Origin of the sequence: Streptomyces sp. NPDC058674, assembly GCF_042716505.1 — a bacterium.
Classification (GTDB): Bacteria; Actinomycetota; Actinomycetes; order Streptomycetales; family Streptomycetaceae; genus Streptomyces.
In genome coordinates this window covers 16,553-29,738 of record NZ_JBHXSC010000077.1, presented here as the reverse complement: position 1 = coordinate 29,738, position 13,186 = coordinate 16,553, and the positions used below count along the sequence as shown (strand labels likewise).

The 13,186-nt window shown below is 75.8% G+C and carries 11 protein-coding genes and 1 pseudogene; 5 read left to right on the top strand and 7 right to left on the bottom strand.

Annotated elements, in window-relative coordinates; genetic code table 11:
- Nucleotides 1-115 precede the first annotated feature (115 nt).
- A pseudogene (locus ACFWU6_RS29110) lies at nt 116-221 on the bottom strand (deaminase); the annotation flags it as partial.
- A gap of 221 nt (nt 222-442) precedes the next feature.
- On the opposite strand from ACFWU6_RS29110, the gene ACFWU6_RS29105 reads away from it, so the two are divergent.
- Nucleotides 443-1,204, top strand: coding sequence for a Clp protease N-terminal domain-containing protein (locus tag ACFWU6_RS29105; protein WP_383983901.1), 762 nt, complete (start codon nt 443-445; stop codon nt 1,202-1,204).
- On the opposite strand, the gene ACFWU6_RS29100 is transcribed toward ACFWU6_RS29105, so the two are convergent.
- Both ACFWU6_RS29100 and ACFWU6_RS29095 read right to left on the bottom strand, forming a co-directional pair.
- The gene (locus ACFWU6_RS29100; protein ID WP_383810718.1) at nt 1,152-2,246 is read right to left on the bottom strand and encodes an AI-2E family transporter; all 1,095 of its coding nucleotides are present in this window, start codon (nt 2,244-2,246) and stop codon (nt 1,152-1,154) included. The two genes, ACFWU6_RS29105 and ACFWU6_RS29100, sit on opposite strands and share 53 nt — an antisense overlap.
- Nucleotides 2,247-2,495: 249 nt before the next feature.
- On the bottom strand, nt 2,496-2,690 hold the full coding sequence (locus tag ACFWU6_RS29095) for a DUF3046 domain-containing protein (protein ID WP_266783889.1): 195 nt from the start codon (nt 2,688-2,690) through the stop codon (nt 2,496-2,498).
- Nucleotides 2,691-2,771: 81 nt separating this feature from the next.
- Between ACFWU6_RS29095 and ACFWU6_RS29090 the strand changes: the two genes are divergently transcribed.
- Nucleotides 2,772-3,749, top strand: a complete 978-nt coding sequence (locus tag ACFWU6_RS29090) for a hypothetical protein (protein WP_383983898.1) — start codon at nt 2,772-2,774, stop codon at nt 3,747-3,749.
- Here the strand turns inward: ACFWU6_RS29090 and ACFWU6_RS29085 are convergent.
- The 3 genes from ACFWU6_RS29085 to ACFWU6_RS29075 form a co-directional block, all read right to left on the bottom strand.
- A complete protein-coding gene (locus tag ACFWU6_RS29085) occupies nt 3,718-4,026 on the bottom strand; it encodes an AzlD domain-containing protein (RefSeq protein WP_383810709.1) in 309 nt (102 codons plus the stop codon). The genes ACFWU6_RS29090 and ACFWU6_RS29085 overlap by 32 nt on opposite strands.
- Nucleotides 4,023-4,724, bottom strand: a complete 702-nt coding sequence (locus ACFWU6_RS29080) for an AzlC family ABC transporter permease (protein ID WP_383810721.1) — start codon at nt 4,722-4,724, stop codon at nt 4,023-4,025. The genes ACFWU6_RS29085 and ACFWU6_RS29080 overlap by 4 nt, the downstream gene beginning before the upstream one ends.
- A 118-nt stretch (nt 4,725-4,842) precedes the next feature.
- Entirely contained in the window at nt 4,843-5,679 is an 837-nt protein-coding gene (locus ACFWU6_RS29075) for an AraC family transcriptional regulator (RefSeq protein ID WP_383809870.1), read from the bottom strand.
- A gap of 80 nt (nt 5,680-5,759) precedes the next feature.
- Between ACFWU6_RS29075 and ACFWU6_RS29070 the strand changes: the two genes are divergently transcribed.
- From ACFWU6_RS29070 to ACFWU6_RS29060, 3 genes are all read left to right on the top strand, one after another.
- Complete coding sequence (locus tag ACFWU6_RS29070; protein WP_383983895.1) at nt 5,760-10,349, top strand: ATP-dependent helicase; 4,590 nt, start codon at nt 5,760-5,762, stop codon at nt 10,347-10,349.
- Nucleotides 10,350-10,648: 299 nt separating this feature from the next.
- A complete protein-coding gene (locus ACFWU6_RS29065) occupies nt 10,649-11,449 on the top strand; it encodes an Fpg/Nei family DNA glycosylase (protein WP_383809875.1) in 801 nt (266 codons plus the stop codon).
- A gap of 41 nt (nt 11,450-11,490) precedes the next feature.
- Entirely contained in the window at nt 11,491-12,294 is an 804-nt protein-coding gene (locus tag ACFWU6_RS29060; RefSeq protein WP_383983892.1) for an SDR family NAD(P)-dependent oxidoreductase, read from the top strand.
- A gap of 445 nt (nt 12,295-12,739) precedes the next feature.
- Here ACFWU6_RS29060 and ACFWU6_RS29055 read toward each other — a convergent pair whose 3' ends face one another.
- A complete protein-coding gene (locus tag ACFWU6_RS29055) occupies nt 12,740-13,120 on the bottom strand; it encodes a helix-turn-helix domain-containing protein (protein WP_030012484.1) in 381 nt (126 codons plus the stop codon).
- Nucleotides 13,121-13,186 lie beyond the last annotated feature (66 nt).

Here is a 13,186-nt window from a genome sequence, read left to right as displayed (position 1 = left end):
GGGGGGCGCCCGCCGCCCCCTCCCTCCGGGGGCGCCCGGCGCCGGGGCGGGCCACCGCGCCGGGCCCCCCCCCCCCCCCCCCGGGGGGGCCCCCGGCCCGGCCCCCCCCCACGGCGACGAAGGGGAACGTCGTGTCGGACAGCGTGAACGGGGGGGCGCTGGTGGTGGGTCATGACGAACACCGGGGTGTGGAACGGTGGCTCCTCCCCCCAGCCGCGCCAGGACCACCGCTACCCCACCCGGGCTGGCCACGGGGGCGGGCCGCCGCAATCCGTCCGACCCGGTCGCGCACCCCCGCCGCCGCGCCACGGACCCGACCATCCAGCCCGTTCCGGCCCCGCCGACGCGACCACCGGCCCCGCGCCCCCGCCCGCTACCACCCATCAACCGTGAATGACAACCTGAGGTTGACACCCTCCGACTGTCAACCTACGGTTGCGCCATGACGAACCCTTCCGTGGAACCCGTCCGCATGGCCAATCCGGTACGCCTCGACGACCTGATCGAGGCCATCAAGAAGGTCCACACCGACACCCTGGAGCAGCTCAGCGGCGCCGTCGTCGCCGCCGAGGCCCTCGGCGACGTGGCGGACCACCTCATCGGCCACTTCGTCGACCAGGCCCGCCGCTCCGGCGCCTCCTGGACCGACATCGGCCGCAGCATGGGCGTCACCCGCCAGGCCGCCCAGAAGCGATTCGTCCCCAAGGCCGACAAGGAGGGCGACACGCCGCTCGACCCGAACCAGGGCTTCGGGCGCTTCACCCCCCGCGCCCGCAACGTCGTCGTGGCCGCGCAGAACGAGGCCCGCGCCGCCGGCAACACGGAGATCCGCACCGACCACCTCGTCCTCGGCCTGCTGGCCGAGCCCGAGGGCCTGGCCGTACTGGCCCTCACCGCCCAGGGGGCGTCGACGGACGCCCTGCGCGCCGCCGCGAGCGCGGCCCTGCCGCCGGCCGAGGAGCAGGTCCCCGACCTGGTGCCCTTCGACGCCTCGGCGAAGAAGGCCCTGGAGCTCACCTTCCGCGAGGCCCTGCGGCTGGGCCACAACTACATCGGCACCGAGCACGTCCTCCTCGCCCTGCTGGAGCTGGAGAACGGCACCGGCCCGCTCAGCGGCCTCGGTGTGGACAAGGCCGGCGTCGAGGCCTGGGTCAACGACGCCCTGGCAGCCGTACTCGGCGACGCCGGAGAAAGCGCGCGGTAGAGGCGTCCGCGTCGTCGGTCAGCTCGTACCGCTTCACGTACGCACCGAGGAACGCCTGCAGGGTGGCGACGGCCGGGATCGCGATCAGCGCCCCGACCGCGCCCAGCAGGGCGGTGCCCGCGACGACCGAACCGAAGGCCACCGCGGGGTGGATGTCCACGGTCTTCGAGGTCAGCTTCGGCTGCAGGACGTAGTTCTCGAACTGCTGGTAGACCACCACGAATCCCAGCACGTACAGCGCGTACCAGGGATTGACCGTGAAGGCGATCAGCATCGGCAGAGCGCCCGCGAGATAGGTGCCGATGGTGGGGATGAACTGGGAGACCAGTCCCACCCACACCGCGAGCGCGGGCGCGTACGGCACGCCGAGGACGGCCAGCAGGACGTAGTGCGCGACGCCGGAGATCAGCGCCATCAGCCCGCGCGAGTACAGGTACCCGCCCGTCTTGGCGACGGCGATCTCCCAGGCGCGCAGCACCTCCGCCTGCTTCGCGGGCGGCAGCACGGAGCACAGCGCGCGCCGCAGCCGCGGGCCGTCGGCGGCGAAGTAGAAGGAGAACAGCCCGATCGTCAGGAGCTTGAAGAGTCCGCCGAGCACGGTGGCGGACACGTCGAGCACGCCGCTCGCGCTGTTCTGCACGTACTTCTGCAGCCAGTCGGAGTGCAGCAGGCTGTCCTGGATGTCCAGGCGGGACAGGTGGGTGTGGAAGGTCGCGTTGATCGCGTCGATGACCGAGTCGAGGTAGTTCGGGAAGCCCTCGACCATGTCCACGATCTGCCCGGCCAGCATCGAGCCGAGCAGCGCGAGGAAGCCGACGACGAAGACGAGCACCCCGAGGAACATCAGGAAGGTGGCGAACCCGCGGCGCATCCCGCGGGCCGCCATCCGTGCCACCGCCGGCTCGATCGCGAGTGCCAGGAAGAACGCGATCAGGATGTTGACCAGCAGCCCGATCAGCTGGTGGAAGGCCCAGCTGCCGAGCTGGAAGCAGGCGACGAGGGCGAGTACGAGGATCACCGCGCGCGGCAGCCAGCGCGGCATCCGGGCATCCGCCCCCTCGGGGGTGCTGCCGGGGGGCGGCCCGCCGGGCCCGCCCGGATCGGCCGCGCTCAGCGCCCCGGGAGCCCCGGCGGCCGCGGCAGTCGGGCCCGGCACGGGCGCGGCGCCCGTACCGTGCGGGGCGTGCGGGGCGTCTGCGGGCTGGTCGGTCGTCTCATCGGTGGCTGCCACGCGGCCAAGTCTGGCCCACGGCCCGGCCATACGGCGAAGCAGCGTCCGGCCCGCGCAGCGTCAGCGCAGCGAGGCCGGTACGTCCATCGCCGAACACACCGCGCGCCACACGTCCTTGGCCTCCCAGCCCGCGTCCAGCGCCTGGTGCACGGTCCGGCCGCCCAGCTCCGTCATGACGTGGTCCCGCGCGAAGGAGTCCGCGTAGGCCGCGCCGAAGTGCTCCGCCATCCGCTCCCAGAAAATCGTCAACCGCATGCCTCCAGTATCCCGCCCCGGAGAGTGCACCCGTCCCGTTCGTCCCTCCCGGCCTCACCACGGCGCCCTACGGTTTCCCGCATGCCTGGAGACGAAGCTCCCCCGACGGCCGCCCCGGCCCCGCCCGCCCCGATCGCCCGCGCCGAGGAGTTCATGTGGCTCACGGCCCGGGTGCTGGAGCAGCGGCGGTTCGCCTTCCACTTCCTGGGCGCGGGAGCCGACCCGGTGGACGCCGCCCTCGGCGCGTACCTCGGCGGCGACGGCGGCTACGGCCACGGGCTCGATCCGGACCTGCGCGGTCCGCTCAGCCAGCCCCTGCACACCGCGCACGCGCTGCGGGTCCTGGACAGCCTCGGCCGCTGCTCCGGGCAGCGCATCGAGCGGCTCTGCGGCCACCTGAGCCGGGTCTCCACGCCGGACGGCGCCCTCCCGGTGGCCGTCCCGGCCCCGCGCGGCCACCGGGCGGCCCCGTACCACCCGCCGCACGGCGAGCCCCCGGGGGAACTGCTGGCCACGGCCCCGGTCGTCGGGGTACTGCACCGCAACCGGGTCTGGCACGCCTGGCTCTTCCGGGCGACGGACTTCTGCTGGGACCGGGTCGAGAGCATGCGCCACTCGCATCCGTACGAGCTGCAGAGCGCGGCGGCCTTCCTCGACGGCGTTCCCGACCGGGCGCGCGCGGCCTCGGCCGCGGACCGGCTGGGACGCCTGGTGCGCGAGCGGCGGCTGGTGGTGCTCGACCCCGCGCGGCGCGCGGAGTACCCGCCCGCTCCCGGCTACGGACCGGCCGAGCAGCTCTTCCCGCACGACTTCGCGCGGCGGCCGGAGTCGCTGGCCCGCGGCTGGTTCACTGACGAGGAGATGAGCCGGTCGCTGGACTTCCTGGCAGCGCAGCAGCAGCCGGACGGCGGCTGGCCGGTGCACCGCCGGGAGCGGTCGCCGGACAGCTCGCTGGAGCGGCGGCCCATCGCCACCCTGGAGGCGCTCCTGACCCTGCGCGCGTACGGGCGCCTGCCGGGCGGCGCGGCTACCAGCCCAGCGCCCGGACCCCCGCGGTGACCGCCACGGCCGCGGCGACCACGACGAGGAACGGCGCCCGCAGGACGAGGGCGAGGCCGGCGGCGGCGAGCCCCGCGGCGCGGGCGTCGAGGACGAGCTCCTGGCCGGTGCTGAAGGTCTGCTGGGCGGTGAGCGCCGCGAGCAGCGCGACGGGCAGGAGGGCGGACAGGCGGCTCACCAGCGGCCGCTCCAGGGCCCCGGCGGGGACGAGCAGTCCGGCGAGCTTGACGGCGTAGCAGCCGACGACGGTGAGGCCGATGGCGATCCAGACGTTCACGCGCGGCGTCCTTTCAGCCACAGCACGGCGGGAGCGGCCAGCGCCGCGATCAGCACGGGCACCCCGGCGGGCAGCACCGGCAGGAAGCCGAGCCCGAGGACGAGCGCGAGGGCGGCGACGGCCCGCTCGGTGGAGGTCTTCAGCATCGGTGCGAGCAGCGCGAGGAACACGGCGGGCCCGGCGGCGTCCAGGCCCCACGCCGCGGTGTCGCCGATGGCCTCGGCGCCCAGCGCGCCCAGCAGGGTGGTGAGGTTCCACAGCACGTAGAGGGTGAGCCCGGTGACGGTGAACCCGAGGCGGGCCGACTTCCGGCCGGGCTGGGCCAGTGCCACGGCGGTGGTCTCGTCGATCACCCAGTGCGCGGCGAAGGGCCGCGCCGCCCGGGGGAGGGCCAGCAACTGGGACAGCCGCAGCCCGTAGAAGGCGTTGCGGGTGCCGAGGAAGAAGGCACCGGCGGCCGCCGTGAAGGGGTTCCCGCCGGCGGCCAGCGCGCCCACGAGGGCGAACTGCGAGGCCCCGGTGAAGACGAGCAGGCTGAGCGCGCACGCCTGCAGCGTGCTGATCCCGGCTCCCGCCGCGGTCACCCCGAAGGCGAACCCGGACAGCCCGACGGCCACCCCGACCCCGAGCGCGTCCCGTACGACGGCGGCGCGCGGCCGCTCGTCGGCGACCCCGTCGGGGGCCTCTCGTATCACCATCTGATGTTCTCCCACGCCCCGACGGTACGCAGGGTGCGGCGGCCCGGTCTTGTACGTTCTTGCAGCCCGCGGGTCCGGACCCGACCGGTCCCCGGGCGCCCGCCCCTGCGGCCCGGGCCTAGCCGGCGGCCCGTTCCCTGCGGTACGCCCCGGGCGGGACCCCCACGATCCGGGTGAAGTGCCGGTTGAGGTGGGGCTGGTCGGTGAAGCCGACGGCGACGGCCGCCTCCGCGGGCGGGGTCCCGGCGTCCAGCAGCCGGCGCGCCCGCCGGACCCGGGCGTCGGTCAGCCAGGTGTGCGGCGGCATCCCGTACCGCTGCCCGAACGCCCGGAGCAGGGCGAACGGGCTCGTGCCCAGCCCCGCCGCGAGCTGCTCCAGCGACGGCGGGTCGGCCATCCGCTCCTCCAGCACGGCCCGGGCCGCGGCCGCGTGGGCGGCCCCCGCGCCGCGCGCCGTACGGGACGGCAGCGGGCCCGCGTGCCGGCCCAGCATCCGCGCCACCACGCCCCGCAGCAGGGTGTCGGCGGCCAGGGCGTTCCCGGCCTCGGCGGCCCGGTGCACGTCGGCGACGGCCCTCGCGCCGTCCGGGTCGGCGACCAGGTGGGGGGTGAACCCGGGGGTTCCGCGCAGGGTCCCGATCTCGGCGGCGACCTCGGTGATCAGGGCGCGGGAGGGGTAGAGGGTGGAGTACGTCCAGCCCTCGGGGACCCCGGCGCGGGCCGTGTGCGGGACCTCCGGATTGATCAGGACCACGCTGCCCGGCCCCGCCCGCACGGTGGTGCCGGGCAGGCCGACCTCCTCGATGCCGCCGGTGACGGCGGCGATGACGTACCCGTCGTGCGCGTGGCGCGGGAAGGTGTGGCGGACGTAGCGGGCGCGCAGCAGGTCGAGCCCCGGCAGTTGCGGGTACCGCCAGTGCCTGGCCCACTCCCGGCGGCCCTCGTCCATGCCCATCCCCCCATTCTGCGCCTCGCGGCGGACCGGTGTTTGCCCAGGTCCGAGCGGTTGTCAGTGCCGGGGTGCAGGATGGGGGCATGGTCGGCTCCGCGCTCGAATCGTTCTCCCCCGCGACCCGCTCCTGGTTCACGGGGGCCTTTCTCGCGCCCACCTCCGCCCAGGAGGGCGCGTGGCGGGCGATCGCCGAGGGGTCGGACGTGCTCGTCGTGGCGCCCACCGGCTCCGGCAAGACCCTGGCCGCCTTCCTCGCCGCCCTCGACCAGCTGGCCTCGGCCCCGACGCCGGCCGAGCCGAAGAAGCGCTGCCGGGTCCTGTACGTGTCGCCGTTGAAGGCGCTGGCGGTGGACGTGGAGCGCAATCTGCGCAGTCCGCTGACCGGCATCCGGCAGGAGTCGGTGCGCCTGGGCCGGCCCGAGCCCGACATCACGGTCGCGATCCGCTCGGGGGACACCCCGCCCGCCGAGCGGCGCGCGCTGGCCACCCGGCCGCCGGACATCCTGATCACCACCCCGGAATCGCTGTTCCTGATGCTGACCTCGGCGGCGCGCGACGCCCTGGCCGGGATCGAGACGGTGATCCTGGACGAGGTGCACGCCGTCGCCGGCACCAAGCGCGGCGCGCACCTCGCCCTGTCCCTGGAGCGGCTGGACGAGCTGCTGCCGCGGCCGGCGCGCCGGATCGGCTTGTCGGCGACGGTGCGGCCGGTGGACGAGGTGGCCCGGTACCTCGCACCGCGCGGCAGGGTGGAGATCGTCCAGCCGCCGTCGACGAAGGAGTTCGACCTGTCGGTGGTCGTCCCGGTGCAGGACATGGGGGAGCTGGGCGGCTCGCCCGCCACGGAAGGGCGCGAGGGCGGGGACCGCCCCTCGATCTGGCCCCATGTCGAGGAGCGGATCGCCGACCTCGTCCAGGCCCACCGCTCGACCATCGTGTTCGCCAACTCCCGCCGGCTCGCCGAGCGGCTCTGCAACCGGCTCAACGAGATCGCGTACGAGCGCGCCACGGGCGAGCAGCTGCCACAGGGGGCTCCCCCGGCCGAGGTCATGGCCCAGTCGGGCGCGGCGCACGGCGCCCCGCCGCTGATGGCGCGGGCGCACCACGGCTCGGTGTCCAAGGAGCAGCGGGCCCTGGTCGAGGAGGACCTGAAGGCGGGCCGGCTGCCCGCCGTCGTCGCCACCTCCAGCCTGGAGCTGGGCATCGACATGGGCGCCGTGGACCTGGTGGTGCAGGTGGAGTCCCCGCCCTCGGTGGCCTCCGGCCTCCAGCGCGTGGGCCGCGCCGGCCACCAGGTCGGCGCGGTCTCCACCGGGGTGGTCTTCCCGAAGTACCGGGGCGACCTGGTGCAGGCCGCCGTGGTCACCGAGCGGATGCGCACCGGTGCGATCGAGTCCCTGCGCGTTCCCTCCAACCCGCTGGACGTCCTCGCGCAGCAGCTCGTCGCGATGACCGCGATGGACACCTGGCAGGTGGACGACCTCATCGCGCTGGTCCGGCGGGCGGCGCCGTTCGCGGCGCTGCCCGAGTCGGCGTTCACGGCCGTGCTGGACATGCTGGCGGGCCGCTACCCCTCGGACGCCTTCGCCGAACTGCGGCCGCGCGTGGTCTGGGACCGGGTCGCGGGGACGGTCACCGGGCGGCCGGGGGCGCAGCGCCTCGCGGTCACCTCGGGCGGCACGATCCCCGACCGCGGGCTCTTCGGCGTCTTCCTGGCCGGCTCGGACCCCAAGAAGGGCGGAGGCCGGGTCGGCGAGCTGGACGAGGAGATGGTCTACGAGTCCCGCGTGGGCGACGTGTTCACCCTGGGCACCACCTCCTGGCGAATCGAGGACATCACGCGCGACCGGGTGCTGGTCACACCCGCCCCGGGGGTGCCGGGCCGGCTGCCGTTCTGGAAGGGCGACCAGCTGGGCCGTCCACTCGAACTGGGCCGCGCCGTCGGGGCGTTCCTGCGCGAGCTGGGCGCCCTCACCGACGAGGAGGCCCGGCTGCGGCTGCGGGCGGCCGGCCTCGACGCCTGGGCCGCGCAGAACGTCCAGGCGTACCTCGCCGAGCAGCGCGAGGCCTGCGGCCACGTCCCGGACGACCGGACCATCGTCGTGGAGCGCTTCCGCGACGAGCTGGGCGACTGGCGGGTGGTCGTCCACTCCCCTTTCGGTGCGCAGGTGCACGCCCCCTGGGCACTGGCGCTCGGGGCCCGCCTCGCGGAGAAGTACGGCATGGACGCGCAGGTCATGCATGCCGATGACGGGATCGTGCTCCGGCTCCCGGACGCCGACCTGCTGTCCATGGACCTCCTCGACCACGACCCGGCGGCGCCGCCCGCCTTCGGGTTCGACGACGCACAGGCCCCGCTGGGCGCGGCCGACGTCGCCTTCGAGCGCGGCGAGGTCAACCAGATCGTCACCGACCAGGTCGGCGGCTCGGCCCTGTTCGCCTCCCGCTTCCGCGAGTGCGCCGCGCGCGCCCTGCTGCTGCCGCGGCGCAGTCCCGGCAAGCGCACCCCCCTGTGGCAGCAGCGCCAGCGCGCCTCCCAACTGCTCCAGGTGGCCTCCGAGTTCGGCTCGTTCCCGATCGTGCTGGAAGCCGTACGCGAGTGCCTCCAGGACGTCTTCGACGTGCCCGGCCTGACCGAGCTGATGGGCGACATCGAGGCGCGCCGGGTCCGCCTCGTCGAGGTCACCACCCCGGAGCCGTCGCCCTTCGCCCGCTCCCTCCTCTTCGGCTACGTCGCCCAGTTCCTCTACGAGGGGGACTCGCCGCTCGCCGAGCGCAGGGCGGCCGCGCTGTCGCTGGACTCGCGGCTGCTGGCCGAGCTGCTGGGCCAGGCCGAGCTGCGCGAGCTGCTCGACGCGCAGGTGCTGGAGGAGCTGGAGCGGGAGCTCCAGTGGCTCACCGAGGACCGCCGGGCGAAGGACGCCGAGTCGGTGGCCGACCTGCTGCGCCTGCTGGGGCCGCTGACGGACGCGGAGCTGGCCGAGCGCGGCGCGGACGCGGCCTGGGCGGGTGAGCTGGGCTCGGCCCGCCGCGCCATCCGGGTCCGGATCGGCGGTGCGGAGCACTGGGCGGCCGTCGAGGACGCCGGCCGGCTGCGGGACGCCCTGGGCACGGCCCTGCCGGTCGGTGTCCCGGAGGCGTTCACCGAGCCGGTCAAGGATCCGCTGGGCGATCTCCTGGCCCGGTACGCCCGGACCCACGGCCCGTTCACCACGGCCGCGGTCGCCGCCCGCTTCGGTCTGGGCACCGCGGTCACCGAGGGCGCCCTGCACCGGCTCGCGGCGGCCGGCCGCGCCGTCCAGGGCGAGTTCCACCCGGCGGGCATCGGCCAGGAGTGGTGCGACGCGGCGGTGCTGCGAAGGCTCCGGCGCCGCTCGCTGGCCGCGCTGCGCCAGGAGCTGGAGCCGGTCCCGCCGACCGCGCTCGCCACCTTCCTCCCCCAGTGGCAGCACCTGGGCGGCGCCCTGCGCGGCCTCGACGGGCTGGCCCGGGCGGTGGAGCAGCTCCAGGGCGCCCCCGTGCCGGCCTCCGCGCTGGAGCGCCTGATCCTGCCCTCCCGGGTCGGGGGCTACTCCCCCGCCCTCCTGGACGAGCTGACCACCACCGGGGAGATCGTCTGGGCCGGCGCAGGCGCCCTCCCCGGCAAGGACGGATGGGTCTCGCTGTACCTGGCGGACACGGCCCCGCTGCTCCTGCCCCCGCCGCACCCCCTGGAGACCGGCCCGCTCCACCAGGCGGTCCTGGACTCCCTCGCCGGGGGGTACGGCCTGTTCTTCCGCCAGATCACGGACTCCGTCCGCGCCACCCACCCCGAGGCGTCGGACCTCGCCCTGTCCGAGGCGCTGTGGGACCTGGCCTGGTCGGGCCGGCTCACCAACGACACCCTGGCCCCGCTGCGGTCGCTGCTCGGTTCGGGCCGCACCGCGGGTGCGACGGCCCACCGGGCCCGCCGTACCGTCCCCCGCGGACGGTACGGCACCCTGAGCGCGACCGTGTCCCGTACCGGGCCGCCGACCGCTTCGGGCCGCTGGTCCCTGCTGCCGGCCCCGGCGGCGGATCCGACCCACCGCGCGCACGCCCTGGCCCGGACCCTGCTGGACCGGCACGGCGTGGTGACCCGGGGCGCGGTGGCCGCCGAGGGCGTGCAGGGCGGCTTCAGCGCGGTCTACCGGGTCCTGTCGGCCTTCGAGGACAGCGGCCAGGCCCGCCGGGGGTACGTGGTCGAGGGGCTGGGAGCCGCCCAGTTCGCGATGGACGGCGCGGTGGACCGGCTGCGGGCCGCGGAGCGGACGCCGCCCCCGCTGGCGGCGGTGGTCCTGGCGGCGGCCGACCCGGCGAACGCGTACGGCGCGGCCCTGCCCTGGCCGGAGCCCCCGTCCGGGGCCACCCACAAGCCCGGCCGCAAGGCCGGCTCGCTGGTTGTCCTGGTGGACGGCGAGCTGACCCTCTACCTGGAGCGCGGCGGCAAGACGCTCCTCGTCTGGCCCTCGCCGGAGGACCCCCGGCTGTCCGCCGCCGTCGAGGCCCTCGTGAGCGCCTCCCGCGCGGGCACCGTTCCGGCCCTCACGGTGGAGCGCGTCAACGCCGCCGCGTCCCTGACCTCCCCGTACGGCGCGGCCCTGGAGTCCTCCGGCTTCCACGCCACGCCGCGGGGCCTGCGCCTGCGCAACTGAAGGCGGCGGGAGTCGCCACCCGGGCCCCCGCGCCGCGAAGCCCCCGGCCGGAAGCGGGAGCCCCCGGAGCCCGCTTCCGGGGGGGGCCGAGGCCCACCCCCCGAACCGCTCGGCCCCCGCGCAGGGCCCCCGCCGCCCCGACCCCGCCCGGCCGCAGGCCCTCAGCGGGTCCGCCTCCCCACCGGCCGACCCGGACGGGCGGTGGGCAGCCCGGTGCCGGCGGGCCATCGCGCGGGGCCCGCGGCTGCCGCCCGGGTCACCCCGCCGGATTCCGCGCGCGTCCGGGAGACAATCGGGGCATGCCCGAAGGAGACAGCGTCCACCGCGCGGCCGCCCGCCTGCACGCGGCCCTCGCGGGCCGGCCCCTGACCCGCAGCGACCTGCGCGTCCCCCGCTTCGCCACCGCCGACCTCACCGGCCGCACCACGCTCGACGTCACCCCCCGCGGCAAGCACCTCCTCGCCCGGTTCGAAGGCGGCCTCACCCTTCACAGCCACCTCCGCATGGACGGGGCCTGGCACGTCTTCCCCGCAGGGGCCCGCTGGCGCGGCGGCCCGGACTACGAGGTCCGCGCCGTCCTCGGCACCGCGGAGCACACCGCGGTCGGCTACCGCCTCCCCGTCCTGGAACTGATCCGGACCGCCGACGAGGACCAGGCCGTGGGCCACCTCGGCCCCGACCTCCTCGGTCCGGACTGGGACCCCGACCGCGCGGCGGCGAACCTCCTCGCGGCCCCCGACCGGCCCCTGGGCGAGGCCCTGCTCGACCAGCGCAACCTCGCGGGGATCGGCAACATCTACAAGTCCGAGCTCTGCTTCCTGGCCCAGGCGTCCCCCTGGACCCCGGTCGGCTCCCTCCCCGACCCGCTGGTGACCGTGCCCCGCCTCGCCTCCGCCGCCCAGCGCCTCCTGGCCGCCAACATCGGCGAGCGGGGCGTGCGCCGCAACACCACCGGCATCCGCCGCCCCGGGCCCGACCTCTTCGTGTACGGGCGCGCCCGCCGCCCCTGCCTGCGCTGCGGCACCCCGGTCCGCGAGGCCCGCCAGGACGACCGGCCCACCTACTGGTGCCCGCACTGCCAGCCGGGCCCGACCCCCTGACGGCATTGACGGTCCGTCAGACAGGGTCGTACGGTCCCGGCATGCCCACATCCACCCCCGCACCGCCGCCACCCCCTGCCCCGCCCCCCTCCCCCTACGACCTGACCGGCCGCACCGCCCTGATCACCGGCGCCGCCAGCGGCATCGGCCGCGCCACCGCCGTCGTCCTCGCCGGGGCCGGGGCGCGCGTGCACTGCGCCGACCGCGACGCGCAGGGCCTCGCGGAGACGGCCGCCCTCGTCGCCAGAGCCGGCGGCGACGCGAGCGTCCACCTGCTCGACGTCACGGACCGGGCGGCGATCCGGGCCGCCGTGACCGCCGCCGGGCCCCTGGACATCACCGCCGCCATAGCCGGGGTCATGCACACCAGCAGCGTCCTGGAGACCTCGGACGGAGACCTCGACCGAATCCTGGACATCAACTTCAAAGGGGTGTGGCGCACCTGCCAGGAGGCCGCCCGCTCCATGATCACCGCGGGGCGCCCCGGGTCGATCGTGACGATGGCCTCGGGCGCGGTGGACGCCGCCCAGCCCGGCCTGCTCTGCTACAGCGCCGCCAAGGCCGCCGTCGTCCAGCTCACCAAGACCCTGGCCACCGAGGCGGGCCCGCACGGCATCCGGGTCAACGCCGTCGCACCGGGCTGGATCCGCACCCCCATGACCGGCCGCCACGGCGCCGAGGTCCAGGAGCGCACCGAGGCGGCGATGGTCCGGATGTCGCCCCTGCGCCGGGTCGGCGAGCCCGAGGACATCGCCCAGGCCGTGCTCTACCTCGCCTCGGACGCCTCGTCCTTCATGACGGGCCAGATCATTCGCCCGAACGGAGGAGTGGCGATGCCGTGGTAGCCCCGCCCTCGCCCTCACGGACCCCGCCCCCGTGCCCACGGACCCCACCCGGGTCCCCACCGGCCCCGCCGACGCCCCCGGCGCCTCCGCTGCCGGCCGCGCCCTTCCGCGCCCGCCGCGCAGGGGCCCGCACGCAGTGCACCGGCAGCAGCCCGAGACTCCAGCCGCTCACGGCCACCGCGCCCTCCACCGGCCCGGCCTCGGCGGGAGCGAGGGCCAGCCGCAGTACGGCCCACCACCACAGCGCCCCCACCGCGAGGGCGAGGGCCGAAGCCACGGGTATGCGCCGCATCCGCCGCACGCCTACCTCCCAGGGGCCGGAACCCGGACGGCCCCCATCCTCCCGCACCCCCCTCGGCGCCGCACCCAGAACGGCACGGAGCCCCGGCCGGTGCGTCACGCACCGGCCGGGGCTCCGGCCACACTCACACGCTCACGTGCTCGCTCACGCGGCTACGACATTCACCGCTTCCGCAGGCGCCTTGATGGTCACCCGCTCCGGTCCACCCGTGACCGAGGCCATGGAGACCGAATTGAGCATCGGGCGGACCGGCACACTCACCGGTTCGCTTGCCGCGGCCGACTGTGCCAGCTCGGCCAGCGACAGCTCGTCGCTGACTTCGCGCATCAGCTCGGACATCCGTACGTCCAACGCGTCGCAGATCGCGGAGAGCAGTTCGGAGGATGCCTCCTTCTGCCCCCGCTCAACCTCGGAGAGATAGCCGAGCGAAACTCGGGCCGACGAGGAGACTTCGCGCAGAGTACGGCCCTGGCGCTGGCGCTGCCGACGCAGCACGTCACCCAGCAGGCGACGGAGCAGAATCATCGGTGGCTCCCTCCTCTGACCGTGTAGCCGCATCCTTCACGCCCCACCGTACCGCCTCGCGCCGCG

Coding starts and splice junctions, on each gene's coding strand:
- ACFWU6_RS29105 (WP_383983901.1), top strand. CDS start 443: ATGACGAACCCTTCCGTGGAACCCGTCCGCATGGCCAATCCGGTACGC.
- ACFWU6_RS29100 (WP_383810718.1), bottom strand. CDS start 2,246: ATGCCGCGCTGGCTGCCGCGCGCGGTGATCCTCGTACTCGCCCTCGTC.
- ACFWU6_RS29095 (WP_266783889.1), bottom strand. CDS start 2,690: ATGCGGTTGACGATTTTCTGGGAGCGGATGGCGGAGCACTTCGGCGCG.
- ACFWU6_RS29090 (WP_383983898.1), top strand. CDS start 2,772: ATGCCTGGAGACGAAGCTCCCCCGACGGCCGCCCCGGCCCCGCCCGCC.
- ACFWU6_RS29080 (WP_383810721.1), bottom strand. CDS start 4,724: ATGGTGATACGAGAGGCCCCCGACGGGGTCGCCGACGAGCGGCCGCGC.
- ACFWU6_RS29075 (WP_383809870.1), bottom strand. CDS start 5,679: ATGGGCATGGACGAGGGCCGCCGGGAGTGGGCCAGGCACTGGCGGTAC.
- ACFWU6_RS29070 (WP_383983895.1), top strand. CDS start 5,760: ATGGTCGGCTCCGCGCTCGAATCGTTCTCCCCCGCGACCCGCTCCTGG.
- ACFWU6_RS29065 (WP_383809875.1), top strand. CDS start 10,649: ATGCCCGAAGGAGACAGCGTCCACCGCGCGGCCGCCCGCCTGCACGCG.
- ACFWU6_RS29060 (WP_383983892.1), top strand. CDS start 11,491: ATGCCCACATCCACCCCCGCACCGCCGCCACCCCCTGCCCCGCCCCCC.
- ACFWU6_RS29055 (WP_030012484.1), bottom strand. CDS start 13,120: ATGATTCTGCTCCGTCGCCTGCTGGGTGACGTGCTGCGTCGGCAGCGC.